The organism is Bacillus sp. 7705b, from assembly GCF_002289525.1.
Classification (GTDB): Bacteria; Bacillota; Bacilli; order Bacillales; family Bacillaceae; genus Bacillus; species Bacillus halotolerans.
In genome coordinates, this window is record NZ_NSDH01000005.1 from 85,656 (window position 1) to 109,973 (window position 24,318).

Genomic DNA, 24,318 nt, shown 5'->3' on the forward strand with positions numbered 1-24,318 from the left:
CAGTTGACTCAATCAGACAAAGGAGGTTCTGAATGAAAAGCAAAGGGGTTAGAATACAGGCTGTCTTTCTGATGTTTCTTATCATGATTCTGATCACGGGATGTACGGCGCCGAAGAAAGTGTCGGAAGCCAGCGGAGATGCGAAAAAAACAGTTGAAATTGACACAAGCGGGGATTCAGTGAAGGTTGGGATTCTTCACTCATTAAGCGGGACAATGGCAATCAGCGAGGTATCCGTCCATGATGCAGAGCTGCTGGCTATTCATGAAATCAACCAAAAAGGCGGCGTTCTCGGCAAAAAGCTTGAACCTGTCGTGGAGGACGGGGCATCTGACTGGCCTACCTATGCCGAAAAAATGAGAAAGCTGCTTCAGCAGGACAAAGCGGCGGCTGTATTCGGAGGGTGGACATCAGCGAGCCGCAAGGCGATGCTCCCGGTTGTGGAGCAAAATAACGGGCTGCTGTTCTATCCGGTGCAATACGAAGGCATGGAGTCATCGCCTCATATTTTTTATACCGGAGCAACGACAAATCAGCAAATCGTGCCGGCTGTCGATTGGCTGCTGAAGAATAAAGGCAAGACATTCTTTCTGATCGGCTCGGATTATGTGTTCCCGAGAACAGCCAATAAAATCATTAAAGCGCAAGTAAAAGCTGCTGGGGGAGAAGTTGCCGGTGAAGAGTATACGCCGCTCGGCCACACGAATTACAGTACGCTGGTCAGCAAAATCAAAGAAAAGCAGCCGGATGTAATTTTTAACACATTAAACGGCGACAGCAACGTGGCATTTTTCAAACAGCTGAAAGATGCGGGCGTGACAGCTGATGATATTCCTGTCATGTCGGCGAGTGTCGCAGAGGAAGAAATTCGGGGGATCGGGACAGATGTGTTAAAAGGGCATTATGCGGTGTGGAATTATTTCCAAACAACAAATACAGCAGAAAATCATACATTCGTGAAGAATTATAAAAAGCAGAACGGAGATAACAGGGTGACCAGTGATCCGATTGAAGCCGGGTATAATGCGGTGTATCTCTGGGCGGCAGCCGTTGAAAAAGCCAAGTCCTTTGAGATCGATAAAGTGAAGAAAGCGGCTGACGGGATTGCATTCAAGGCCCCGGGCGGCACAGTGAAAATCGATGGGGATACACAGCATCTTTACAAAACAGTTAGAATCGGGCAAATCACGGGGGATGGACAATTTAAAGAAGTATGGAACTCAGGTGATCCGGTAAAACCTGATCCGTATTTAAAAACGTACGACTGGGCAAAGGGGTTATCTAAATAAATCAAAGCCGTTTGCGGGAGAGGAGGCGGAACATGTCTGTCGTCGTGACTCAATTATTTAACGGGATCAGTCTCGGTTCTATTTTGATTCTCATTGCGATTGGATTGGCCGTTACATTCGGTTTGATGAACATTATGAATATGGCGCACGGTGAGCTGATGATGGCGGGAGCCTACACGACATATGTCATTCAGCAGCTGTTTTTAAGCTATTTGCCGGCTTCTCTCTTTTCTTATTACTTTTTTATTGCGGTCATCTTGTCGTTTACAGTTGCGGCACTGCTTGGCATTGTCATTGAAAAAGTGATTGTCAGGCGATTATATGACCGTCCGCTCGACAGCCTTTTGGCAACATGGGGGGTAAGCTTGATCCTTCAGCAGACGGCCAGGTCCATTTTTGGCGCGCCGAATGTCGCTGTTCAGTCTCCTGAGTGGCTGTCGGGAGGAGTGACACTGTTTTCGGTCACCTTTCCATATAAAAGGCTGTTTATTTTGGCGCTTGTTCTTTTTACGCTTGCGCTGCTGGGATTCTATTTGTTTAAAACTCCGGCGGGGCGGAGGATGCAGGCGGTTACGCTGAACCGGAGTATGGCATCCTGTCTTGGTGTATCTGTGAGAAAAACAGATACATTGGCTTTTGCGCTCGGAAGCGGGCTGGCCGGTATTGCGGGGAGCTCACTCACATTGCTCGGGTCAATCGGGCCTACTCTCGGTTCGTCTTATCTGGTCGATGCTTTTATGATCGTCATTTTAGGCGGGATCAGAAAATTAAAAGGAACAATTATCGGGGCTGTGATGGTGGGATTACTCAGCACATTTGTAGAGTATTCGACAAGCGCCACCATAGCCAAGGTTGTGGTGTTTGCGTTTATTATTCTCTTTCTGCAATGGCGGCCTTCGGGTCTCGCAAGCGTCAGAACGAGATTACTTGATTAGGGGGGTGCCGGATGAAGCGGTTTTCGCAATTCAGTCCGTATTTTGTGATGTTTGCCCTTTTTATCGCCGCTCCGTTCTTTCTTCAGGAGTTTCGATTGGGGCTGTTGGCGAAGTTTTTATGCTTTGCGATTGTGGCGGTCGGCATTTGCCTGATTTGGGGATATACAGGCATTTTGAGCTTGGGGCACGGCGTTTTTTTCGGATTGGGCGCCTACTGCATGGCGATGTATTTAAAAATAGAAGCCTCACCGTCCGGCATTCCTGATTTTATGGAGTGGGCGGGTGTCAGCGAACTGCCGTGGATCTGGGCTTTGTTCAGGCACCCTTTCGCTGCAATTGCGGCGGCTGTCGCTGTGCCTGTGCTACTGGCGTTTCTGCTCGGTTATTTTACGTTCCGCAACAATATAAAGGGAGTTTATTTCTCTTTGATATCACAGGCTGTCATCGTTGTGGTGGTCACACTGTTTATCGGCAGCCAGGAAATCACCGGCGGCACCAATGGACTTACCAGCTTCTATACGATTTTTCAATATTCTCTGGCTGATCCTGCCTTGAAGCAGATCCTGTATTTTGCCACAGTCTTTTTTCTCGGCCTTACTGTTGTGTTCGCTTTGTTTCTTACGAGAAGCCGCTTTGGCCGGCTTTTGCAGGCGGTTCGCGACGGAGAGAACAGGGTGCGTTTTTTCGGTTATCATTCCACCGTTTTTAAAGTGTTTATTTACTGTGTGTCCGCTGCGATGGCGGGAATTGCCGGGATGCTGTTTGTGCTTCAGGACGGGATGATCTCGCCGGAAATGATGGGCATCATCCCTTCAGTGGAAATGGTGCTGTGGGTGGCGATCGGCGGCAGGCACTCCATTTTCGGAGCTGTGCTGGGCGCGCTGTTAACGAACGGCATGAAAAGCTATTTAAGCGAATATTATCCCGACATTTGGCTGTATTTCCTCGGTGCGCTGTTTATGATCGTCGTGCTTTACTTGCCAAGAGGGATTGTCGGACTGTTTGAAAAGCTTGGAACCCAGCTTTCCTTCTCTAAAAAGAAAGGAGCGGCTGCATATGAAACCGATACTTATCTGCCGTGACGTGAAGGTTCAGTTTGACGGGTTTTGGGCGCTGCAGGGGGCAGATATCAGTGTACAGGAACATGATATTCACTTTTTGATTGGGCCGAATGGCGCCGGGAAAACAACCATGCTGGATATCATTTGCGGGAAAACAAAGCCGCATTCGGGCGAGATTGTGTTTCAGGAAACGGCTGAACTGACAAAGGTTCCGGAATATCAGATCGCGAAAATGGGCGTCGCCAGAAAGTTTCAGGCTCCGAGTGTCTTTACGCAGCTGACGGTGTTTGAAAACCTCGAGCTTGCCATGAAACAGAAAAAAACGATCCTTTCACTGCTGACAGCGCGCATGACAAAACAGCAAAGTGACAGGATCATAGACATTCTGCAGCTGATTGGGTTAGATGATAAACGGGATCTAACAGCCGGCAGCCTGTCACACGGGCAGAAACAATGGCTCGAAATCGGCATGCAGCTCGCCATGGAGCCGAAGCTTTTGCTGCTGGATGAACCGATCGCCGGTATGACGGGAAAAGAGCGTGATAAAACCGGGGCTCTCCTTGAGGAGATTGCCAAAACGTGTTCCGTTTTAATTGTGGAGCACGATATGGAGTTTGTCCGCTCGTTTTCCAGAAAAGTCACGGTGATGCATGAAGGGAGAGTGCTTTGTGAAGGATCGATGGATGAGATTACAAGCAATGAAGAGGTGGCAGCGGTGTATTTAGGAAGGAGCGGAGCGTCATGATAGCAGTCAGTAATGTGACATCCGGTTATGATCAATCCATGGTTTTGCATAACCTCAGCATGGAGGTCCGCCCCGGGCAGATCGTCGCTGTATTAGGCCGAAACGGAGTCGGCAAATCCACTTTGCTGAAAACGATCATCGGCCTGATCCCGGCCAAACAGGGGCAGATCCGTTTTCATCAAACGTTTGTTCAAAACGAAAAGACGGAAAAACGGGCAAGAGCTGGAATTGCGTACGTGCCCCAAGGGAGAGACATCTTCCCCGCTTTAACCGTTCGTGACAATCTTTTGCTCGGAGAAGAACCGCTTCCTAAGAAGGAGCGGAGAGGGCGGATCAAGGAAGAGATTTTTCATTGGTTTCCTGTTTTGAAGGACATGCTCGACCGGAAAGGCGGCGATTTAAGCGGAGGACAGCAGCAGCAGCTTGCGATTGCCAGAGCGCTGATGGGAAATCCAAAAATTATTTTACTTGATGAACCAATGGAAGGAATTCAGCCCTCTATCGTGGAATTGATTCAAAAAGTCATCTTAGAAATTTCCAGAAAAGAAGAGACTGCAATTGTTTTGGTGGAACACAGCTTAGAGAACGCCTTAACGTGCGCTGATTATCTTTACGTCATGGACAGGGGAACGGTCGTCGCTCACGGAAAGGCTGACGATGAAACGGCTCGCCGTTTTGAAAGGCATCTCACCGTATAATCAGCATCCTGAGAAAGGGAGGTGATGGCCCGCCTGCATCGTTCCGGAGATTCATGTAACGCAATCCGCTTTATGAATGACGATAATAAGGAGGACCTAAGATGAAACTGACACCGGTTGAACAAGAGAAATTGCTCATTTTTGCAGCGGGAGAATTAGCCAAACAGCGAAAGGCGCGCGGCGTTCTGCTGAACTATCCCGAGGCTGCCGCTTATCTCACCTGTTTTATCATGGAAGGCGCGCGTGACGGAAAGGGAGTGGCGGAGCTGATGGAAGCCGGCCGCCATGTATTGACTGAAAAAGATGTCATGGAGGGCGTGCCTGAGATGCTGGACAGCATTCAGGTGGAAGCTACATTCCCTGACGGAGTGAAGCTTGTCACAGTACACCAGCCGATTTCTGCGGAGGTGAAGTCATGAAGCCGGGAGCATTTCAGATTGCTGAAGGGACCATTACGATTAACGAAGGCCGCCAGACACGGGAGATAGCGGTGAAAAACACCGGATCACGTTCCATTCAGGTCGGTTCACATTTTCATTTTGCGGAAGCCAATGGTGCGCTATCGTTTGACCGCGAACAAGCCATCGGCATGCGTATCGACATTCCGTCAGGCACATCGGTCCGTTTTGAGCCAGGTGAGGAGAAAACGGTCACGCTTGTTGAATTCAGCGGACGAAAAACAGTAAGAGGACTGAACGGAATGGCCGATACGTATATCGATGAACGCGGGAAAGAAAAAACGTTAGCCAACTTAAAGAAAGCCGGCTGGATGGAGGGTGTGATTCGATGAAAATGTCACGGGAGCAATACGCGGAGCTGTTTGGTCCGACAACGGGCGATAAAATCAGATTGGGCGATACGGACTTATGGATCGAAGTCGAAAAGGACTTCACTGTTTATGGTGAAGAAATGATCTTTGGAGGCGGAAAAACGATCCGTGACGGCATGGGCCAAAACGGCAGCATTACAGGAAAAGACGGCGCTTTGGATTTGGTGATCACCAACGTCGTGTTATTGGATTACACAGGCATTGTCAAAGCAGATGTCGGTGTAAAGGACGGCCGGATCGTGGGTGTCGGAAAAAGCGGCAACCCCGATATCATGGACGGGGTCGATCCGCATATGGTCATTGGTGCGGGTACAGAGGTGATCTCCGGTGAAGGCAAAATTTTAACGGCTGGAGGAGTGGATACGCACATTCACTTTATTTGTCCTCAGCAGATGGAAGTTGCGCTTTCTTCAGGAGTCACGACTCTTCTTGGAGGCGGAACGGGACCTGCTACAGGAAGCAAAGCGACAACATGTACGTCAGGTGCATGGTATATGGCAAGGATGCTGGAAGCGGCCGAGGAATTCCCGATCAATGTCGGCTTCTTAGGAAAAGGGAACGCATCCGATAAAGCGCCGCTGATCGAACAGGTGGAAGCCGGCGCCATCGGCCTGAAGCTTCATGAAGACTGGGGCACGACGCCAAGCGCTATCAAAACGTGTATGGAAGTTGTGGATGAAGCCGATATTCAAGTCGCAATCCATACGGATACGATCAATGAAGCGGGCTTCCTGGAAAACACGCTCGACGCAATCGGAGACCGGGTGATTCATACATATCACATTGAAGGAGCAGGCGGGGGCCACGCTCCGGATATTATGAAGCTCGCCTCTTACGCGAACATTCTGCCGTCATCCACAACGCCGACAATCCCTTACACCGTCAATACGATGGATGAGCACCTTGACATGATGATGGTCTGTCACCATTTAGATGCGAAGGTGCCCGAGGACGTGGCGTTCAGCCATTCCAGAATCAGGGCTGCGACGATTGCGGCAGAGGACATTCTCCATGATATCGGCGCGATCAGCATGACATCATCGGATTCCCAAGCGATGGGGCGGGTTGGCGAAGTCATTATCCGCACTTGGCAGGTGGCTGACAAAATGAAAAAACAGCGCGGCGCTCTCATTGGAGAAAACGGAAACGATAACGTACGTGCGAAACGCTACATTGCCAAATATACGATTAATCCGGCAATTACTCACGGCCTCAGCCATGAAGTCGGTTCTGTAGAAAAAGGAAAGCTCGCTGACCTTGTCCTGTGGGATCCTGTATTTTTCGGCGTGAAACCGGAATTGGTCTTAAAGGGCGGCATGATAGCACGCGCGCAAATGGGGGATCCAAACGCGTCTATCCCGACTCCGGAGCCTGTGTTCATGCGCCAAATGTATGCTTCCTATGGTAAAGCCAACCGCTCAACTTCCGTCACGTTTATGTCCCAGGCGGGCATTGAAAGGGGTGTGGCGGAAAGGTTAGGGCTGGAAAAAAGAATTTCTCCTGTGAAAAACATCCGCAAGCTGAGCAAGCTGGATATGAAATTAAATGCTGCTTTGCCGAAGATTGAAGTCGATCCGAAAACGTATCAGGTCTTTGCTGACGGAGAAGAATTGTCCTGCCAGCCTGTCGATTATGTTCCGCTGGGACAGCGATATTTCTTATTCTGACAAGACACGGCCGGAGTGCATCCGGCCGTTTTATTGACTAAACGGATGCGCAAGAAGCGCAAATTTAGTGTATATTATATGTTGACAAATGAATTAAATGTAACTATTATAGTTACAACGGTGGTGAAAAAACATGATTAACAGCCGTCTTGCTGTTGCCATTCATATTTTATCGCTCATTTCGATGGATGAAAAAGCGTCTTCGGAAATCATCGCTGACAGTGTCAACACCAACCCGGTTGTTGTAAGAAGGATGATCAGCCTGCTGAAAAAGGGCGATATTCTCACATCACGCGCCGGGGTGCCGGGCGCGAGCCTCAAAAAAGATCCGGCTGATATTTCTCTTTTAGAAGTATATCGAGCTGTTCAAAACCAAGAGGAACTATTTGCGGTTCATGAAAACCCGAACCCGAAGTGTCCGGTAGGCAAAAAAATTCAGTGCGCGCTGGATGAGACATTTGATAGTGTGCAAAAAGCGATGGAAAATGAGCTGGCAAGCAAGTCATTAAAAGATGTAATGAATCATCTCTTTTGATCAAAAGGGATGACTTCTCACCACTAACATGTAACTAAAATTGTTACAAATAAGGAGGAAATCAAAAATGAAAATAGGAATTATCGGTGCAAGCGGAAAAGCGGGAAGTCTGATTTTGAAAGAAGCGAAGGAAAGAGGTCACGAGGTAACTGCCATTGTCCGAAATGCATCTAAAGTGCAGGATCAGAATACAGCGATTTTGGAGAAAGATGTTTTTGAACTGACGGCAGAAGATCTCAAGCCTTTCGATGCACTCGTTAACGCTTTTGGAGCTGCGCCTGGCCAGGAACATCTTCATGTTGAAGCAGGCAGAACATTAATCAGCCTGCTAAAGGATGCAAAACATACAAGATTGTTTGTCGTCGGCGGAGCGGGAAGCCTGTTTGTTGATGAAGCCAAAACAACACGTTTAATGGATACACCGGAATTCCCGAAAGAATATCTTCCGACTGCATCAAATCAAGGAGAGAACCTGAAAGACCTGCAAAAGGCAGACTCTATTTCCTGGACGTTCCTCAGCCCGGCGGCGTTTTTTGATCCGGCAGGAAAGCGGACGGGATCTTACCAAAAAGGAAAAGACAATGTGATCGTAAACGCAAAAGGCGACAGTTATATCAGCTATGCCGATTATGCGATTGCTGTTTTGGATGAGCTTGAACATCCGTCACACAAAAATGAACGCTTCACAGTAGTAAGCGAAGCGGAATAACAAGAAAAAACCCGGAGGATGCTCCGGGTTTTTCTAATTAATAGGTGCTGTACGTATTATAATCGCTGAATATGCCGTCGGCAATTCCAAGCATTAGAAAGATGAAGAATGCGATGATCGCCAGAATCGATACAGCGATGCTCACGATTAAATAAATCCCTTGCATCTTTACAAATTTCGCATAGTTCTCCAGCATTAAATCCTCAGATTGCCCGCTATGCTTTTCAGCCATTAAGCCTGCTTCTTTTGCTGACCGCATCAAAAAGATGCCTGAAATGATTTGCAGTACGCCCGGCACTGCGCCGATAAGAAAAAAGAACGCGCCTGAAAGCGCAGTAAAAGCACCCATAATAATAAATAAGATGCCTGTTGCTTTTCCCCATTTTGAAATACTGATGAGGGTTTTGTTGACCGTTTCCGGATTCATTGACACGGGTCCCCTTTACAAAAAAATACTCACTTTTCTTTTATACACTATTTGTGAGAAGTTTTGTATAAAGAAATAGAAATAATGAATTGATTTTGCCGCGGTGTGAATGGGGTTTGGCCTGACGATCCGGAGGTGCAAGCCGCTGTTGATAAATTCCGTGATCATATTAGTGATTTTTTATTACGGTTGCACGCTATATGAGAAAGGTCACGCGCGTTTTTACGGGGTGCGTGATGATAGATTATGACCATGCTGAAAAGCCCCGGCCATAAAGGCCGGGGGGATTGGCACATCTTATAAAATCGGCGACAGCAGCCGTGACACGGATTCCTTGATGCGGATCCATAATGACCGCTGCTGATATTCCTCGTAGGTGTATTTTCTGGATACAAGCAAATCTTCTTTAAATGTAGAAACCAGTTTTTTGGCAATGTTGATATCATAAATAAATGCATTAACCTCAAAATTCAGCCTGAAGCTTCGGACGTCGATATTCGCTGTCCCGACTGATGCAATTTCGTCATCCACAACGATTGTTTTCGCATGGATAAAACCATTATCGTAAATATAGACGGTGGCTCCGGCTTTTAAAAGATCCCCGATATACGAAAGCGTGGCCCAGTATACAAAAGCATGATCAGGCTTGTTCGGTATCATAATGTTGACATCAATGCCTGACAGGCACGCGATCCTCAATGCATCCAGCAGGCTTGCGTCCGGAATAAAATAAGGTGTTTGTATCAAAATGTTCCGCTTGGCGTTTGAAATCATTTTGATGTAGCCATTTTTAATTTGTTCCCATTCGGAATCGGGCCCGCTCGTAACAATCTGCATCCCGACGTTTCCCTTTGGGCTGCAATCGGGAAAGTGGTTCGGGATATAGGTGAGCGTATGATGATGTGAAGCTTGGTTCCAGTCAAGGATGAATCGTGTCTGAATGGCGTGAACGGCCGTTCCCTGCAATCGAATATGGGTATCTCGCCAATAGCCGAACTTCGGATTGAGCCCGAGATATTCATCCCCGACATTAAACCCTCCGACATAACCGGTTATGCCGTCTATGATAACAAGCTTTCGGTGGTTGCGGTAATTCAGCCGAAGGTTAATCGGCCTGAGCTTTGAAGGGAAAAAGACCTCCACATGCCCGCCGGCCTCACGCAGTTCTTTAAAAAACTTTTTGCGCAGCGTTCTGGACCCGAGCTCATCATACAAAACCCTGACCTGAACACCTTCTTTCGCTTTTTGAATGAGGGCGTCCCGCAATTTTTTTCCTAATTCATCACCTTTGTAAATATAATATTGTAGATGGATATGATCCTTTGCCTTTGATATGTCATGTAAAAGCCGCTGAAACTTATCACGTCCGTCTGTTATGACATCAACTGAATTATCCTCTGTAAAGACAGCGTGATTATTCATGATGAGCATATATATTAAATCCTTATTATCAAAGGTTGCCCGGTTGTTGAACTGAAATTGCCTGTTTTCTAATTCTTCAAGCTGATGCTGCAGCAGCTTTTCGATGCCGATTTTCTTGCGATCCTCCCATTGAAACAAATGCTTGCGTCTGAGATTATGACCGAATAATAGGTATAAAATAAAGCCTAAAACGGGAATAAAGAAAAGAACAAGCAGCCAAGCCCATGATGCACTGGCATCGCGCCGTTCTTTGAATATGACAATGATGGCCAAAAGAATATTCAAAATGAAAAAAAGTGACAAAAGGATGGAAGAAATACTCACTTTGTAACCCCGCTAATTCATATTTATCAAGAAGATTGCCATTAGTATTCCATGAATAACAGCAATCTGATTCCCATTACAAATTATAACACTGACTTTTTAAAAGAATAAAGTGTGTTGATCCAGATTCTTCGCGAAAAACACGGGCAGATTTCTTTAAAACCAGCTTGCACCTGCGTTAAAATAACCTCATATGATAACGTTCGTGAAGCCTTGCAAAATCAAATAAAGGGGGAGAATTACATGAACTTTTACAGAATTGAACAAATGCCGGGGTTCATTAAAACAGAAATGCAAAAAATTCAAAAGGCTGTACAGCCTTTAATGAAGAAAACTGTCATTTACCGTTTTCTTGCTGTTCCGCTTGCTGCATTCTCTCTCTTTAATTTGGCTGCTTTCCTTTTTCATGCTTCAGCAGACAGAGAGTCTCTGATCAGCGCCGGACTTTTTGCGCTTCTTGCTGCACTTGGATTAGCATTTTTTAAAGAAGCGGGCTATCAGCATAAACAAATTCAAAAGACCGTTCATATTTATATGCTGAACAGAATCAAAAAGAGCGAAATTCTTTCAGAAGAGCGCAAAAACACGTATACGCGCCAGATCAAGGAAGAACCGTTTGCGATGCGGAGCTTTGTTGAGTTTTTGACTGAAGAAGACAGACGCAAGAAAATGCTGTATTAAAAAAGAGCTGACATGGGTCAGCTCTTTTTATTCAAATACGGGCTCATCTTCATAATAATAGGAATCCGGGTCTTCATACGTATCCATATCCTCAAAAGCGGCGATGCCGACAAATACGAGGAAGAAAATAAGCAGTATGATTCCGATAAGGCCTGCGGCGATACTTGATGCAGCGTAGAATAATTGCATTTTGATAAATTTCCCGTAGTTCTCCAGCATGCTTTCACCCGCACTGCCGGTCAGATTTCCGCTCGCCTCTTTTGCTGATTTTGCTGACCGCATCAGAAATACGCCTGAAATAATGAGCAGAACGCCTGGAATAGCGCCTATGACTGTCATTAAAGCCGACAGGGCAGCCAGCGCGCCCATGACAATCAAAAGAATTCCTGTTATTTTGCCCCACTTTGCAATGTCTGAAAGCGATTTGACGGCAGCAGCGCTCAGTTCTCGTTTTTCGCCCTCTGTGCTGTTGTTCTCCTGCTCGGTCACGCTGTTTTCTTCGTGATGATTTTCAATATGGTTTTCATCTTTATCAAGACTAATCATGATAGCTCTCTCCCTAATATTTTTAAGTCATATCGCTTGCCGTCCATTTCGGCAATGCCGGGGAATAACCCCCATTCCTTGAAACCGTGCTTTTCAAACAGCTTCAGGCTAGGCTTATTATGTCCGAAAATGAAGGCCATAAGCGAGCGGATGCCAAGCTCCGGCGCGATGCGGAGCGCTTCCTGAAGCAAATGCGTTCCGGCGCCTTTGCCGCGGCATGATTCATGAATGTATATGCTGATCTCGGCTGTTTTATTATAAGCAGGCCTGCCGTAAAATCTTTCGAAGCTGATCCATGCAGCCACGTCCCCGTTTTCATCCTCAGCAACATACAGCGGCCGTTCGTCTGTATGTCCCAAAAACCATGCCATCCGGTCTTCCGGAGTTACCGGTTCAGTATCGGCTGTTACCATTCGCGAGGCAATCGTAGAGTTATAAATCGCTACAACCGCTTCTATATCCTTTTTTTCAGCAAGACGTAATGTTAAGTTCATACGTATCTTGTTCTCCTCTCAAAAAAATTACATATTTTCTTATCAGCCTGCACAAACTATATCTAAAAAAGTTTTTTATATCGATGTATATATTTTCAGAAAAGTGTTCAGAATGTTGCTGAGGTGATGAAACAATGAGAGAGGAAGAAAAGAAAACTTCTCAAGTCAAAAAACTTCAGCAGTTTTTTCGTAAACGCTGGGTGTTCCCTGCAATTTACTTAGTCAGTGCGGCCGTCATTTTAACAGCTGTCCTTTGGTATCAATCTGTATCAAATGATGAGGTAAAGGATCAGTTAGCTGATAACGGCGGAAGCTCCGCGTATGACAACAACGACGATGCAGTTGAAGTAGGAAAGTCTATGGAAAATGTCGCAATGCCGGTTGTTGATTCTGAAAACGTTTCTGTTGTGAAAAAGTTCTATGAAACTGATGCCGCAAAAGAAGAAAAAGAAGCAGCACTCGTTACCTATAATAACACGTACAGCCTAAGCAAAGGAATTGACTTAGCTGAGAAAGACGGAAAAGATTTCGATGTTTCTGCTTCTCTAAGCGGTACGGTTGTGAAAGCTGAAAAAGATCCAGTGCTGGGATATGTTGTGGAAATCGAACATGCTGATGGGTTATCTACTGTGTATCAATCACTTTCTGAAGTAGGTGTTGAGCAAGGCGACAAGGTGAAGCAAAACCAGGTCATCGGAAAGTCTGGCAAGAACCTTTACAGCGAAGAAAGCGGCAACCACGTACACTTTGAAATCCGTAAAGACGGAGTTGCTATGAACCCGCTGAACTTTATGGACAAGCCGGTTTCTTCTATTGAAAAAGCGGCAGCTGCAGAAGAAAAAGCTGCAACTGAGGAAACAGAAGAATCCATTCAGCAATCATCAGAAAAAAAGGATGGTTCGACTGAAAAAGGAACTGACGAAAAATCCGAGGACAAAACGGATGATTCAACTGACAAATCAGGTTCCAAAGAAAGCAGCACAACAGAAGGCACTGAACAGTCCTAATGAAGAAAACGTCTATCGGTGTGATAGGCGTTTTTTTGTTACTTTTTGTTTCACTGTGCCGTCTATGTATTTACATGCACAAGATGCCGCTGGAAAGGAGGCTGTTTTTATGCATCGTCTATTACTCGCAGGCTGGATCTTCTTCATTTTACTCTCTGTCTGTACAGAAAGCTTCAGTGATATGGTGATGTCGCAGACAGTGGCATTTCACTTTCATCCGCATCCTGATCTAAACCGATTTTTAGACATGGATTTTACTCAGCTGACCACGCCTGTAGCTGTGATTCAAAAAATCGGGCACGCGTTTTCTTTTTTGGTGCTGACATATTTGCTCTGGAAGCAATGGAGCTGTATAAAATGGGCCTCGGCCGGAGCATTTGTGTTTGCCGTTTTTACGGAAATCATTCAGCTTTTCTTCAGCAGAAACGGCTGTATCCGGGATGTGCTCATTGACAGTGTTGGGATTGCCCTGTTTCTTGGTTTATTTGTTATCGCAAAGCGGAATAAACATGAGGTGTATGAAAAATATTAAAGCCGGCGCTCTGCATTCAGAGGCCGGCTTTTTTGCTTAGAAATTTTGATCGGTTGGTTTTTTCGTAATCTTGTTGATAATCGCTTCATAGATTCGAACGATGAAATCAACGAACGGGCGAAGAAGATCTGAAAATCTAAAGAACAGGAACCCGATAATGATCGCGACAACAAGACTGCCCAACACATCTACAGGATAGTGATGTCCCACCCAAATTCGTGAAAAACCGGTCAAAAGCCCGAAGATGACGAGCGGCCAGCCGATTTTACGGTTTCTGAAAAGCATTGCGATCGAAATGGCTAGCGCTCCCGTTGTGTGGTCACTCGGAAAAGAAGCATCCGCATCGTGCGGAATCAGCGTATGCACTGTGTGAGCGACGAAAGGGCGTGGTTCAACATAAACTTGTGTAATCAAGAAATTAATCACAAGACCCGCAATTCCTGTAATTCCTGCGTAAAGCACGTTCTTTCTGCTTTGTGTGTTCCCGAACAGCCACATCACCAATAAGATAAGCGCATAGGCAACGATCGCGTATTCCGTTATGAAAACCATAATGGAATCGAGAACAGAATTGTGATGAGATAATCCATGGATAGCTTTAAATATTTCGTAATTCAAATAATCACCTTTTACATTTTTATATTAAGTAGACTCATCTTACTCAGAAAAAGTTTCAAATAAAAATAGAGATTGTCTGAAATCATGGTGCTTGAAGAGGATTCGAATGGGTACCACGGTTTCTGGGGGTTTTTTCTGTTCGCAAAAAAAGAGATCCGGAGTGTCCGAATCTCTTAACGATATTACAGCGCTTCAGGTCCTTCTTCGCCGGTGCGGATATTAATCGTATTGCCGATTTCATAGACAAAGATTTTACCGTCACCCGGTGATCCCGTTTTCAGAACCCGCTTAGCGGTCTCAGTTACTTGATCAACAGGAACCTTGCTGACCACGATTTCGATTTTTAACCGTTCATATACATTGCTTTCTATTTTTACCCCTCGATAAAGCTCCGTATGTGCTTTTTGAAGCCCGCAGCCGTGAACATTGGAGAAGGTCAGAGAGGTGACTCCGATTTTTCCGAGTTCCTGCTTCAGCTTTTCAAAATTTGCCGGACGCGTTACAATTTCTACCTTGAACATTTGACCGCTCATAGCGTCACTCCTCACATAGAATCTTGATATGCTTTTTCCCCGTGCATTGTTAAATCAAGCCCGAGTGATTCTTCTTCTTCGGTTGCGCGTAGGGGAAGGAAGAGGCCTACAATTTTAATAATAACGAATGTGACAATAAATACAAAAACATAAGTTGCGGCGATCGCTACAATTTGTTTCCAGATTAAACTTGCATCCCCGTAGAATAAACCATCTGCACCAGCGGAGTTGACTGAAGTTGTTGCGAACAATCCTGTCGCGATGCCGCCCCATGTGCCGCCGATGCCGTGCAGGCCAAAGGCGTCAAGTGCGTCATCATATCCGAATTTCTGTTTCAGCGAGAAGACCCCCCAGAAACAAACCGCTCCGCCAATGATGCCAATGATAATAGAAGAAAACGGTGTGACAAACCCGGCCGCCGGCGTAATGGCCACAAGTCCTGCGATCGCTCCTGATACCGCGCCGAGCATTGTCGGTTTTTTATTGATGATCCATTCAACCAATATCCAGCCGGCAATCCCCGCTGCAGCTGCCGTGTTTGTATTAATAAAGGCGTACATGGCCACATCGTTTAATGTCAGGGCGCTGCCGACGTTAAAACCGAACCAGCCGAACCAAATCAGGGCGCCTCCCAAGAAGGTGTAAATGAGGTTATGCGGAGAAGACGCTGTGCCGTCTTTCCGTTTGCCGAGCACGATAGCCAGAACAAGGCCGGCCACCCCGGAAGAAATATGAACAACGTTTCCGCCCGCGAAATCAAGTGCGCCAAGCTGGCCGATCCAGCCTCCGCCCCATACCCAGTGAGCAACCGGCGTGTAAACCAATGAAACCCATAAAACCGAGAATAAAAGAAAAGCGCCGAATCGCATCCGCTCTGCGAAAGCCCCGGAAATGATAGCAGTTGTCAGAACCGCGAACGTCATTTGGAACATCATAAATAATGAATGGGGAATCGTGTCGCTGTAATCACCCGGATCAAATCCGACCCCCTTCAGACCTGCCCACTCCAGTCCGCCAATGATTGAATTGCCTGGTGCGAAGGCAAGGGTATATCCGAACAGCACCCAAACGATGGAAACGATGGCGATGGAAGAGAAACTGTGCATTGCTGTACTCAGCACATTTTTGCTTTTTACCATTCCTCCATAAAATAACGCTAACCCCGGGGTCATCAGCCACACGAGTAAAGCGCAAAAGAACATAAATACTGTATCGCCCATTTGCATGTCTCATTCCTCCGTATCTTTCAGAATAAAAGCAATTATGATATTTCTTCATTATAGAGAAAAAAGAATGATAAAACATTTTCATGTGAGATTTCCTAACATGTTTTTTAGTGTGTGTTATCGATGCGGGCGAAGAAAGAAAAAACGCTATTTGCCATACAAGACTTTATGTCTATAAAATAATTCTGTTTTTATGAGAAAAAAGGGAATTGACAATAAATAGAATTATATATAGTGTATTAAGTGTACTAGTTGATATAATACATTAAGGGGGATGCGATATGAATAAAGGCAGCAGGCTGCTGAGAGCGTTAAGAAAGTCCATTCCGGCGACATTCCGGTTGTTTTTGGCCTTTAATTTTGTTGTGTACGGCCTGGCGAAAGTGGTCATGGGGCAGTTTGGGGGAGCAACACCTGAAATTGCAGCTGCGGTGGGAAAGGGAAAGGGATTTACAATTGCGTGGACATTTTTTGGTTATTCTCATGTCTATGAAGTATTTATAGGCTTTGGAGAAATCATTGCTGCAGTTTTGCTGTTGATTCCAAGAACATCTGCGTTAGGTGCCGTTGTATTTATGCCGATTATTGTGAACATCGTCATGATTAACTATTGTTTTGATATTGGCGTGCAGGATCTCAGTACGATATTAATGATCATGTGTTTGATTCTGCTTTGGATTGACCGCCGCAAATTTATGGGCATGTTTAATCAGCAGCCGATTAACGGCAGGCAGGTGACGAAGCTATGACACCTTTTATGATCGCAGTGCTTGCCGGTATGTTTGTATGCACCACCTTTTATTTTTATATAAAAGAAAAATCGTGAGATAAGCGCTTCTCCTGAGAACTTCACAAGCGTCATGCAAGAATTCATGTGAAGTGAAGAGTAAAATATGGGATGTGAGAAACACTAACCAGCATCAGGAGGAAACGCAAAATGAACACACTTACCATTGATTTTCAAAACACAGCATTGGTTATCATTGATCTGCAAAAAGGAATTGTGCCAATAGACAAAAGCGGACAGGTTGTCCCGAATGCGAAAAAACTTGTTGATGAATTCCGGAAACATAACGGCTTTATCAGCTTTGTGAATGTTGCCTTCCATGACGGAGCGGATGCGCTAAAGCCGGAAACGGATGAACAGGCGCAGGGAGGTTCAGGTGAAATGCCGGCGGACTGGGCGGAATTTGTTCCGGAAATCGGTGTGCAGGACGGAGATTACACAGTGACCAAACGCCAGTGGGGCGCGTTTTTCGGCACGGACTTAGATTTGCAGCTGAGACGCCGCGGCATTGATACCATTGTACTATGCGGCATTGCCACAAATATCGGAGTGGAAAGTACGGCTCGCGAGGCCTTTCAGCTTGGCTATCAGCAGATTTTTATTACTGACGCGATGTCCACGTTCAGTGAGGAAGAGCATGAAGCGACACTGCGCTTTATTTTTCCGAGAATCGGCAAATCGCGGACAACAGAAGAATTTTTATCACAAGTGAAATGAAAATATCAAAAAAGAGCCGTGCTGTCTTTTTAACAGCGGTAGCTTCAGGAACGATGCTGAATCCGCTGAACTCGTCTATGATTTCTCTGGCGCTCCACAGTATCCAGCATGAGTTTCACCTGTCATTTACAACGGTTTCCTGGCTGATCTCCTCTTTCTATTTGGCGAGTGCTGTTGCCCAGCCCGTGACGGGAAAGCTTGGTGATTTGATTGGGCGCAAAAGTTTGTTTTTATTCGGGCTTATTCTTGTGGCGGTTTCCGCCATCGGGGCGCCGTTTGCGCCAACCTTTATGACATTATTGGTCATGCGGCTGTTTCAATCGGTGGGGAGCAGTGCGATTTATCCGTCGGGAGTCGGGCTGATACGAAATCACATACATGAGCGCCAGGCTTCAGCCATGGCGGTGCTGTCCATATTTGCATCTGCAATGACGGCGCTGGGGCCGACAGTCGGCGGCTTTTTGATTGTCTGGGGCGGCTGGCCGGCGATTTTTATCGTCAATCTGCCGTTTATTATCCTCAGCTTCCTATTCGGGATGTATATGTTCCCGAAGGATCAGAAAAAAGGGGTGGGGATCAGAGCGGTTATCCGGCAGCTAGATGTTCCGGGAATCCTTTTGTTTGCCGGCGGGATCATTTTGCTCCTGTCCTTTTTGCTTTCATTCAGCACATCCCCGCATGCGTCAGAAGGTGTGATTGGTGTCATTCTGCTTGTCGCATTTATCTGGCGTGAGCTGAAAACGGAGAAGCCGTTTATTGATGTCCGTTTGTTTAAAACGCAGCGAAGCCTGTCAGCGGTATACGTTCAGTTTATTTTACTCAATGTATTCTTCTACTGTTTATTTTTCGGCCTGCCGAGTTATTTTCAGGATGAAATGCATCTTTCTGTCCAAACGAGCGGTCTGTTTATGCTGTTCATGTCAGGAATGAGCATCGCTGTATCGCCCATTACAGGCAAGTGGATTGACCGATCGGGAGTCATCAAGCCGATTTTGGCGGGGGCGCTTCTGATGACGGCTGGCGCTGTACTCTTAACGGTCTTTTTTATCAGCGTTCCGGTCATCGGGAAAGGCTTGATCCTGTCGCTTCTCGGCATCGGTTACGGACTTGGAAACGTGGCGCTTCAGGCGGCGATGCTGAAAACGAGCCCTTCAGACATGGTGGGAACCACCTCGGGCCTGTTCCAAACCTGCCGTTACCTCGGCTCAATTTTATCCTCCGTGATTCTGGGCCTTCTGTTCGGTAAAGAGATTACAGCGGCTCATTTTGATATCATGGGAATGATCCTTATTGCTGTAGGCGCATTGAGTCTCTTTATGGCTTTGAGATTCACCGCCTTAATGAAAACAAGAACATGAGAAAAGAGACAGATATGCGAGTCTGTCTCTTTTTCTTGTTTAGGATGCTCAAAAATGAATAAAAGGATTGTGTATCATAGCCAATGTATTTGTCTGACTTTTCAGTTATATTACGTAACATATGATGTTAGAAAACAATACATATAACGGAAGATAGACAATGCTGAAAGGGGAGCCGGCTATGGAGTTAAAAGAGAGTCAGCAGCAATCAAACAGGCTGAGCAATGAGGATCTGCTGCCTTTAGGGCAGGAAAAACGCACGTGGAAAGCAATGAACTTTGCCTCGATTTGGATGGGGTGCATACATAATATACCGACCTACGCGACAGTGGGCGGATTAATTGCAATCGGGCTTTCACCGTGGCAGGTGATGGCGATCATTATTACGGCCTCGCTTATTTTGTTTGGCGCACTCGCCTTAAACGGGCATGCAGGGACAAAATACGGGCTGCCGTTTCCTGTGATTATCCGGGCTTCATATGGAATTTACGGCGCAAACATTCCGGCGCTTCTGAGGGCTTTTACAGCCATTATGTGGCTTGGCATTCAAACCTTTGCCGGAAGCACGGCGCTGAACATTTTGCTGTTAAATATGTGGCCCGGCTGGGGAGAGATTGGCGGGGAGTGGAATATTCTAGGCATTCACTTGTCTGGTTTCCTCTCTTTCGTATTCTTTTGGGCTGTGCATTTACTCGTATTGCATCACGGCATGGAATCAATTAAGCGTTTCGAGGTATGGGCAGGTCCTTTAGTATATGTGGTGTTTGGCGGCATGGTATGGTGGGCGGTCGATATAGCCGGAGGACTCGGGCCCATCTATTCGCAGCCTGGAAAATTTCATACGTTTTCAGAAACATTTTGGCCGTTTGCTGCCGGAGTCACCGGCATTATCGGCATTTGGGCGACGTTAATTTTAAACATACCTGATTTTACACGGTTTGCTGAAACGCAAAAAGAGCAGATTAAAGGCCAGTTTTACGGCTTGCCGGGAACCTTCGCATTATTTGCGTTTGCCAGTATTACGGTGACCTCCGGTTCGCAGGTTGCTTTCGGCGAACCGATTTGGGACGTGGTTGATATTTTAGCGAGGTTTGATAATCCTTATGTCATCGTATTATCTGTGATTACACTCTGTATTGCCACCATATCAGTTAATGTCGCAGCAAACATCGTCTCTCCGGCTTATGATATTGCGAATGCTTTGCCGAAATATATTAATTTTAAACGAGGCAGCTTTATTACAGCCCTGCTCGCTTTATTTACGGTTCCGTGGAAGCTCATGGAGAGCGCAACCAGCGTTTATGCGTTTCTCGGTTTAATCGGCGGCATGCTCGGTCCGGTGGCGGGCGTCATGATGGCTGATTACTTTATCATTCGCAAGCGGGAGCTTTCGGTTGATGACCTTTATTCCGAAACCGGACGGTATGTGTATTTTAAAGGGTATAACTACCGGGCATTTGCAGCCACGCTTTTAGGCGCACTGATCTCATTAATCGGAATGTATGTCCCCGCATTAAAAGGCTTATATGACATCTCATGGTTTGTAGGTGTGCTGACATCATTTCTTGTCTATATTGCTCTGATGCGGATTCACCCGCCGATATCATCGGCTATTGGAAAGTATGATTCTGGGCAGGTGCGTCGAGCTGAATAAGAACTTATGCAGGTGAAATTTGAGATGGTTTTCCATAAATGGATAACTTATAATGATATAAGAAAATCCATTCTAAATAGAAATGAGAATCCAATATGAAAATATCATTTTTTATTTCTGCGGCAGCCGTTTTAACTGCTGTTATTATCGCTTTAACCTATGATAAGACGGCAGCAAATGAACAAGACTCAGTGAACTGCTTATATGTTTCTCCTGACGGCAATGATCAAAATGAAGGGACGAAAACAAAGCCATTTCGTACACTTGCGCATGCCGCTAAGGAAGCTGTTGCCGGAACAACCGTAATCATCCGGGAAGGCACGTATGATGAACCGCTTGATGTGAAGCATAGCGGCGCGGATGGAAAGCCTATCACGTTTCGAAGCTATCAGAACGAGAAAGCAATCATTACCGGGAAATCGATGACGAGCGCAGAATATGAAACGCCGTTAATCCGCATAGACAATAAACATTACATCACAATCAGCGGTTTAACGATTGAGAATCTCTCTGTTTCATCTGAAGAAGCAACCGCCATGGGAATTTATGTGACTGGATCCAGCAGCCATATCACGATTAAGGATAATCATGTTGAGAATATAAAAACAACGGCGGACGAGGGCAATGCCCACGGAATTGCGGTTTATGGGACGGGAAGCATGAAAGACATTAAGATTACGGATAATACCGTTGAAAAGCTGACACTCGGAGCGAGTGAAGCGGTTGTGCTGAACGGAAACATTGACGGCTTTACGGTTGCAGGCAATTTGGTCCGTGATAATAACAATATTGGCATCGATCTTATCGGATATGAAGGAACGGCAGATCAAAACGATTATGTTCGAAACGGCGTCGTAGAAAACAATACTGTCTATCATCATTCAACTTTCGGAAATCCCGCTTATGGAGATGAGTACTCAGCGGGCGGAATATATGTCGACGGAGGACGCAATATTGACATAAGGAAAAACACGGTTTACAGAAATGATATCGGTATTGAAGCAACCTCTGAGCACAAAGGAAAATATGCTGAGGATATAAACATTACCGACAACAAAGTGTACCAGAATGCGTACACGGGTATTTCAATCGGCGGATATGACAAAGAGCGTGGCGGCACCACCGGTTCTGTGATTGCTCACAACATTATTTTCCGCAACGATACAAAAGAGCTGTATGGCGGACAGCTATTGCTGCAGCACGATACAAAAAACAACGTAATAGAAAAGAACATCATGACGGCAAGTGATTCAAGGCTGTTTATTACCAACGAATTTAAAACCAATGAAGGAAATACAGTCAATCATAACGTTTACCATAAGGAAGCAGGTAAGGACGGCTTATGGATGTGGAAAAAGACTGAATACGACTCGTTTTCATCTTATCAAAAAGCAACGAAAAATGATGTCGGTTCTATTTATGCAGATCCGATGTATCGTGACGAAGAGTCTTTTGATTTTACATTAGATCCGGATTCACCTGCGCGTCCGATTATTGAATCATGAAAGAAGCGGCATTCTATTCCGTTCAACGGAGCAGAATGCCGTTTTTTTATGCAAAAAAAGACTGCCGGCAAACTCCGGCAGTCTGACAAGCTATTCTGCAATCGACACTTTTCCTTCAGGTTCGGCGACAGCCGTTTTTTTCTGGCTCCATGCATAGAGGAGAAGAGAAATCAGAACAAATAGACCCGCTGTTAAGTAAATAGATGAGAAGCCTGCGGAAGCAACGAATAATCCGAACACATACGATCCAGCGGCAATTCCGCTGTCAAAGAACGTAAAGAACGTCGCTGTCGCAAATCCTGAACGGTGTGCCGGTGAATTTTGTATCGCCAGCGTTTGCATGCACGGCACGATTGAGCCGTATCCGAGCCCGATCACCGCTCCGGATAATAGCAGCATCCAGCTGCTGTGCGTAAAGGCAAGCATGCAAAGTCCGACAGAGAAAATCAGGATTGAAGGGTAAATCACAATCCCCGGTCCGACTTTGTCGAACAGTTTGCCTGTAAACGGACGCGCGACCATCATCGTAACGGCAAAGCATACAAAGAAGTATCCGCTGACATTTAATAGATCAATAGACTTAGCAAAAACGGACAAAAATGCCGTAACTGTTGAATAACAGAATGATATAAACAACCCTACAATCGCAATCTTAAGCGCGCCTTTTTCAAACATATCCGACAGAGAGAAGCGGAATACAGTCGTTCCGCTGCTGATGCTGTTTGGCACTTTAATGAGTAATGTAACAAACAGCCCGACAATCATAAACACTGCAAAAATTGTAAAGAAGACAGAGAAAGGCACAATTTTCACCAGGCTCAATCCGAGAAACGGACCGATAGCCATTGCGAGGTTCATAGACATGGCAAAGTATCCAAGCCCTTCGCCGCGGCGTTTAACTGGAATGATATCAGCTGCGATCGCGCCGGTTACAGTGGTTAAAATACTGAACCAGATTCCTTGGAAGAACCGCAATCCAAGCAGCAGATAGAAGTTATGGATTGGCAGGTAAAGAAAAGACGAAAGGGCAAAAATCGCCATCGATACAATCGCCATTCTCTTTTTCCCAAACCGTTCTATAATAGCTCCTGAAAAAGGACGTGTGAAAATGGCGGATAACAAGAACAGACTGATCAACAGCCCTCCCTGAGATTCAGTACCTCCCAGCTCCTGCATCATATAGATAGGCAGAACAGTTAAAAATGTATAAAAGAACACAAAAACAAACAAGTTCACGAGAACGACCATAATAAAATCTTTGGTCCAAATCGGTTCAGACTTTTTCAAATGTATGTCACTTCCTTAATTCATTGTTGTAAAAACAAACGAAATAAATGAGAAAACGCTTCTTTATCTTCATCACGGAAATCTGCAAGCAGTTCTTCCTCAAATTTAAGCATTTTCACATTGATTTCTTCGTATTTTTTCTCTGCTTCTTTTGTGAGGACAACGAGTTTTTCCCGTTTGTCTTCACCTTGCCGTCTCTGTACCCAGCCGTTTTCTTCAAGGCGTTTGATCGTCCGGGTCACGGTTGGCGCTTCCACATTTAAATAGGACCAAATCTCCTTTTGAGTCATTGGTCCGATCGTACGCAAACAATATAAAACTGACCATTGAGATGAGTAAAGGCCGAATGGCTCCAGCTGTTCATTGGCTTTTTTGGCAATCAGGCGGGCGCTTTGGTTGATTTGATGAATGAGGTGTCTGTTGACGTAGGTCATTTCGGTCTCCTTCTAAAAAACTTACCTAAGTAACTAATTGCTTTTTTCATTTTACAGGAGCGATGAAAGGATGTAAAGATATAAATTTAGTGACGCGAAATAATTAGCGGAAGTTGAAAAGTTCGTTTCACCCCTTGTCCTTATTGAGTTTTTAGCATATTCCCACAAGAATGCTAATACACTGTTACAAACCTAACAAAGAGAGTGTTTGAGGTGAGGGATCGTGGGCATATTTCACAAACTTACTTTTAAAATCATACAACAAAGAAGCTGCATAATGAATGACTCTTTACAGAAT

Annotated in this window: 28 protein-coding genes; 19 read left to right on the top strand and 9 right to left on the bottom strand. The window is 45.6% G+C overall.

The features are described 5' to 3' along the window. Positions 1-32: 32 nt before the first annotated feature. From urtA to CJU60_RS02420, 10 genes are all read left to right on the top strand, one after another. Positions 33-1,289: an urea ABC transporter substrate-binding protein gene (urtA, locus tag CJU60_RS02375; protein WP_095712819.1), complete on the top strand. Its 1,257-nt coding sequence runs from the start codon at positions 33-35 to the stop codon at positions 1,287-1,289. Positions 1,290-1,321: 32 nt separating this feature from the next. Then, entirely contained in the window at positions 1,322-2,224 is a 903-nt protein-coding gene (urtB, locus tag CJU60_RS02380) for an urea ABC transporter permease subunit UrtB (RefSeq protein ID WP_095712820.1), read from the top strand. An 11-nt stretch (positions 2,225-2,235) separates the two neighbouring features. Next, positions 2,236-3,306, top strand: coding sequence for an urea ABC transporter permease subunit UrtC (gene urtC, locus CJU60_RS02385; RefSeq protein ID WP_095712821.1), 1,071 nt, complete (start codon positions 2,236-2,238; stop codon positions 3,304-3,306). Further along, the gene (gene urtD, locus CJU60_RS02390; protein ID WP_095712822.1) at positions 3,281-4,030 is read left to right on the top strand and encodes an urea ABC transporter ATP-binding protein UrtD; all 750 of its coding nucleotides are present in this window, start codon (positions 3,281-3,283) and stop codon (positions 4,028-4,030) included. Before urtC ends, urtD begins: the two co-directional genes overlap by 26 nt. Then, complete coding sequence (gene urtE, locus CJU60_RS02395) at positions 4,027-4,728, top strand: urea ABC transporter ATP-binding subunit UrtE (protein ID WP_095712823.1); 702 nt, start codon at positions 4,027-4,029, stop codon at positions 4,726-4,728. Before urtD ends, urtE begins: the two co-directional genes overlap by 4 nt. Positions 4,729-4,829: 101 nt before the next feature. Next, the gene (gene ureA, locus CJU60_RS02400) at positions 4,830-5,147 is read left to right on the top strand and encodes an urease subunit gamma (protein WP_024123140.1); all 318 of its coding nucleotides are present in this window, start codon (positions 4,830-4,832) and stop codon (positions 5,145-5,147) included. Continuing rightward, on the top strand, positions 5,144-5,518 hold the full coding sequence (gene ureB / locus CJU60_RS02405; RefSeq protein ID WP_024123139.1) for an urease subunit beta: 375 nt from the start codon (positions 5,144-5,146) through the stop codon (positions 5,516-5,518). The genes ureA and ureB overlap by 4 nt, the downstream gene beginning before the upstream one ends. Further along, on the top strand, positions 5,515-7,224 hold the full coding sequence (ureC, locus tag CJU60_RS02410) for an urease subunit alpha (RefSeq protein WP_024123138.1): 1,710 nt from the start codon (positions 5,515-5,517) through the stop codon (positions 7,222-7,224). The genes ureB and ureC overlap by 4 nt, the downstream gene beginning before the upstream one ends. 133 nt (positions 7,225-7,357) lie before the next feature. Then, positions 7,358-7,759, top strand: coding sequence for an Rrf2 family transcriptional regulator (locus tag CJU60_RS02415; RefSeq protein WP_095712824.1), 402 nt, complete (start codon positions 7,358-7,360; stop codon positions 7,757-7,759). 67 nt (positions 7,760-7,826) lie between these two features. Next, positions 7,827-8,468, top strand: a complete 642-nt coding sequence (locus CJU60_RS02420; RefSeq protein WP_095712825.1) for an NAD(P)-dependent oxidoreductase — start codon at positions 7,827-7,829, stop codon at positions 8,466-8,468. A 37-nt stretch (positions 8,469-8,505) separates the two neighbouring features. On the opposite strand, the gene CJU60_RS02425 is transcribed toward CJU60_RS02420, so the two are convergent. After that, positions 8,506-8,895 carry a DUF5362 family protein gene (locus CJU60_RS02425; RefSeq protein ID WP_095712826.1) on the bottom strand — a complete coding sequence of 130 codons (390 nt, stop codon included), beginning with the start codon at positions 8,893-8,895 and terminating at the stop codon, positions 8,506-8,508. 297 nt (positions 8,896-9,192) lie between these two features. After that, on the bottom strand, positions 9,193-10,641 hold the full coding sequence (gene cls, locus CJU60_RS02430; RefSeq protein ID WP_024123134.1) for a cardiolipin synthase: 1,449 nt from the start codon (positions 10,639-10,641) through the stop codon (positions 9,193-9,195). A 243-nt stretch (positions 10,642-10,884) separates the two neighbouring features. Here cls and CJU60_RS02435 point away from each other — a divergent pair, with 243 nt between their 5' ends. Continuing rightward, a complete protein-coding gene (locus CJU60_RS02435; RefSeq protein ID WP_024123133.1) occupies positions 10,885-11,322 on the top strand; it encodes a DUF5392 family protein in 438 nt (145 codons plus the stop codon). A gap of 27 nt (positions 11,323-11,349) precedes the next feature. Here CJU60_RS02435 and CJU60_RS02440 read toward each other — a convergent pair whose 3' ends face one another. Continuing rightward, on the bottom strand, positions 11,350-11,868 hold the full coding sequence (locus CJU60_RS02440) for a DUF5362 family protein (RefSeq protein WP_024123132.1): 519 nt from the start codon (positions 11,866-11,868) through the stop codon (positions 11,350-11,352). Further along, positions 11,865-12,362: a GNAT family N-acetyltransferase gene (locus tag CJU60_RS02445; RefSeq protein ID WP_024123131.1), complete on the bottom strand. Its 498-nt coding sequence runs from the start codon at positions 12,360-12,362 to the stop codon at positions 11,865-11,867. The genes CJU60_RS02440 and CJU60_RS02445 overlap by 4 nt, the downstream gene beginning before the upstream one ends. Before the next feature lie 134 nt (positions 12,363-12,496). Between CJU60_RS02445 and spoIIQ the strand changes: the two genes are divergently transcribed. Together spoIIQ and CJU60_RS02455 are read left to right on the top strand one after the other, a co-directional pair. Beyond that, positions 12,497-13,369, top strand: a complete 873-nt coding sequence (spoIIQ, locus tag CJU60_RS02450) for a stage II sporulation protein SpoIIQ (RefSeq protein WP_024123130.1) — start codon at positions 12,497-12,499, stop codon at positions 13,367-13,369. Between the two features lie 109 nt (positions 13,370-13,478). Further along, the gene (locus CJU60_RS02455) at positions 13,479-13,901 is read left to right on the top strand and encodes a VanZ family protein (RefSeq protein ID WP_095712827.1); all 423 of its coding nucleotides are present in this window, start codon (positions 13,479-13,481) and stop codon (positions 13,899-13,901) included. Positions 13,902-13,937: 36 nt separating this feature from the next. On the opposite strand, the gene bcrC is transcribed toward CJU60_RS02455, so the two are convergent. From bcrC to amtB, 3 genes are all read right to left on the bottom strand, one after another. Further along, complete coding sequence (gene bcrC / locus CJU60_RS02460; protein WP_024123128.1) at positions 13,938-14,519, bottom strand: undecaprenyl-diphosphate phosphatase BcrC; 582 nt, start codon at positions 14,517-14,519, stop codon at positions 13,938-13,940. Between the two features lie 182 nt (positions 14,520-14,701). Then, entirely contained in the window at positions 14,702-15,052 is a 351-nt protein-coding gene (locus tag CJU60_RS02465; protein WP_010332189.1) for a P-II family nitrogen regulator, read from the bottom strand. 11 nt (positions 15,053-15,063) lie between these two features. After that, positions 15,064-16,278 (bottom strand): ammonium transporter AmtB, encoded by a 1,215-nt coding sequence (amtB, locus tag CJU60_RS02470; protein WP_024123127.1) that lies wholly within the window; start codon positions 16,276-16,278, stop codon positions 15,064-15,066. Between the two features lie 281 nt (positions 16,279-16,559). Between amtB and CJU60_RS02475 the strand changes: the two genes are divergently transcribed. The 5 genes from CJU60_RS02475 (at position 16,560) to CJU60_RS02495 (ending at position 22,299) form a co-directional block, all read left to right on the top strand. Beyond that, complete coding sequence (locus CJU60_RS02475) at positions 16,560-17,027, top strand: hypothetical protein (RefSeq protein WP_095712828.1); 468 nt, start codon at positions 16,560-16,562, stop codon at positions 17,025-17,027. 188 nt (positions 17,028-17,215) lie between these two features. Next, on the top strand, positions 17,216-17,782 hold the full coding sequence (locus CJU60_RS02480; protein ID WP_024123125.1) for a hydrolase: 567 nt from the start codon (positions 17,216-17,218) through the stop codon (positions 17,780-17,782). After that, positions 17,779-19,140 carry an MFS transporter gene (locus CJU60_RS02485; protein WP_095712829.1) on the top strand — a complete coding sequence of 454 codons (1,362 nt, stop codon included), beginning with the start codon at positions 17,779-17,781 and terminating at the stop codon, positions 19,138-19,140. The genes CJU60_RS02480 and CJU60_RS02485 overlap by 4 nt, the downstream gene beginning before the upstream one ends. A gap of 181 nt (positions 19,141-19,321) precedes the next feature. Next, positions 19,322-20,794, top strand: a complete 1,473-nt coding sequence (gene pucI, locus CJU60_RS02490; protein ID WP_095712834.1) for an allantoin permease — start codon at positions 19,322-19,324, stop codon at positions 20,792-20,794. Positions 20,795-20,889: 95 nt separating this feature from the next. After that, positions 20,890-22,299: a right-handed parallel beta-helix repeat-containing protein gene (locus CJU60_RS02495; protein ID WP_095712830.1), complete on the top strand. Its 1,410-nt coding sequence runs from the start codon at positions 20,890-20,892 to the stop codon at positions 22,297-22,299. Positions 22,300-22,389: 90 nt separating this feature from the next. Here the strand turns inward: CJU60_RS02495 and CJU60_RS02500 are convergent, their stop codons facing one another. Together CJU60_RS02500 and CJU60_RS02505 are read right to left on the bottom strand one after the other, a co-directional pair. After that, the gene (locus tag CJU60_RS02500) at positions 22,390-23,586 is read right to left on the bottom strand and encodes an MFS transporter (protein WP_044159669.1); all 1,197 of its coding nucleotides are present in this window, start codon (positions 23,584-23,586) and stop codon (positions 22,390-22,392) included. A 20-nt stretch (positions 23,587-23,606) separates the two neighbouring features. Beyond that, positions 23,607-24,020 (bottom strand): MarR family winged helix-turn-helix transcriptional regulator, encoded by a 414-nt coding sequence (locus tag CJU60_RS02505; RefSeq protein WP_095712831.1) that lies wholly within the window; start codon positions 24,018-24,020, stop codon positions 23,607-23,609. A gap of 223 nt (positions 24,021-24,243) precedes the next feature. Here CJU60_RS02505 and CJU60_RS02510 point away from each other — a divergent pair. After that, on the top strand, positions 24,244-24,318 hold a 75-nt coding region (locus CJU60_RS02510; protein WP_095712835.1), incomplete at its 3' end, for a protein usd.

What these genes read in the sequence shown, in the direction of transcription:
- urtA (WP_095712819.1), top strand. Translation starts at nt 33, where the DNA reads ATGAAAAGCAAAGGGGTTAGAATACAGGCTGTCTTTCTGATGTTTCTT.
- urtB (WP_095712820.1), top strand. Translation starts at nt 1,322, where the DNA reads ATGTCTGTCGTCGTGACTCAATTATTTAACGGGATCAGTCTCGGTTCT.
- urtC (WP_095712821.1), top strand. Translation starts at nt 2,236, where the DNA reads ATGAAGCGGTTTTCGCAATTCAGTCCGTATTTTGTGATGTTTGCCCTT.
- urtD (WP_095712822.1), top strand. Translation starts at nt 3,281, where the DNA reads ATGAAACCGATACTTATCTGCCGTGACGTGAAGGTTCAGTTTGACGGG.
- urtE (WP_095712823.1), top strand. Translation starts at nt 4,027, where the DNA reads ATGATAGCAGTCAGTAATGTGACATCCGGTTATGATCAATCCATGGTT.
- ureA (WP_024123140.1), top strand. Translation starts at nt 4,830, where the DNA reads ATGAAACTGACACCGGTTGAACAAGAGAAATTGCTCATTTTTGCAGCG.
- ureB (WP_024123139.1), top strand. Translation starts at nt 5,144, where the DNA reads ATGAAGCCGGGAGCATTTCAGATTGCTGAAGGGACCATTACGATTAAC.
- ureC (WP_024123138.1), top strand. Translation starts at nt 5,515, where the DNA reads ATGAAAATGTCACGGGAGCAATACGCGGAGCTGTTTGGTCCGACAACG.
- CJU60_RS02415 (WP_095712824.1), top strand. Translation starts at nt 7,358, where the DNA reads ATGATTAACAGCCGTCTTGCTGTTGCCATTCATATTTTATCGCTCATT.
- CJU60_RS02420 (WP_095712825.1), top strand. Translation starts at nt 7,827, where the DNA reads ATGAAAATAGGAATTATCGGTGCAAGCGGAAAAGCGGGAAGTCTGATT.
- CJU60_RS02425 (WP_095712826.1), bottom strand. Translation starts at nt 8,895, where the DNA reads ATGAATCCGGAAACGGTCAACAAAACCCTCATCAGTATTTCAAAATGG.
- CJU60_RS02435 (WP_024123133.1), top strand. Translation starts at nt 10,885, where the DNA reads ATGAACTTTTACAGAATTGAACAAATGCCGGGGTTCATTAAAACAGAA.
- CJU60_RS02440 (WP_024123132.1), bottom strand. Translation starts at nt 11,868, where the DNA reads ATGATTAGTCTTGATAAAGATGAAAACCATATTGAAAATCATCACGAA.
- CJU60_RS02445 (WP_024123131.1), bottom strand. Translation starts at nt 12,362, where the DNA reads ATGAACTTAACATTACGTCTTGCTGAAAAAAAGGATATAGAAGCGGTT.
- spoIIQ (WP_024123130.1), top strand. Translation starts at nt 12,497, where the DNA reads ATGAGAGAGGAAGAAAAGAAAACTTCTCAAGTCAAAAAACTTCAGCAG.
- CJU60_RS02455 (WP_095712827.1), top strand. Translation starts at nt 13,479, where the DNA reads ATGCATCGTCTATTACTCGCAGGCTGGATCTTCTTCATTTTACTCTCT.
- CJU60_RS02465 (WP_010332189.1), bottom strand. Translation starts at nt 15,052, where the DNA reads ATGAGCGGTCAAATGTTCAAGGTAGAAATTGTAACGCGTCCGGCAAAT.
- amtB (WP_024123127.1), bottom strand. Translation starts at nt 16,278, where the DNA reads ATGCAAATGGGCGATACAGTATTTATGTTCTTTTGCGCTTTACTCGTG.
- CJU60_RS02475 (WP_095712828.1), top strand. Translation starts at nt 16,560, where the DNA reads ATGAATAAAGGCAGCAGGCTGCTGAGAGCGTTAAGAAAGTCCATTCCG.
- CJU60_RS02480 (WP_024123125.1), top strand. Translation starts at nt 17,216, where the DNA reads ATGAACACACTTACCATTGATTTTCAAAACACAGCATTGGTTATCATT.
- CJU60_RS02485 (WP_095712829.1), top strand. Translation starts at nt 17,779, where the DNA reads ATGAAAATATCAAAAAAGAGCCGTGCTGTCTTTTTAACAGCGGTAGCT.
- pucI (WP_095712834.1), top strand. Translation starts at nt 19,322, where the DNA reads ATGGAGTTAAAAGAGAGTCAGCAGCAATCAAACAGGCTGAGCAATGAG.
- CJU60_RS02495 (WP_095712830.1), top strand. Translation starts at nt 20,890, where the DNA reads ATGAAAATATCATTTTTTATTTCTGCGGCAGCCGTTTTAACTGCTGTT.
- CJU60_RS02505 (WP_095712831.1), bottom strand. Translation starts at nt 24,020, where the DNA reads ATGACCTACGTCAACAGACACCTCATTCATCAAATCAACCAAAGCGCC.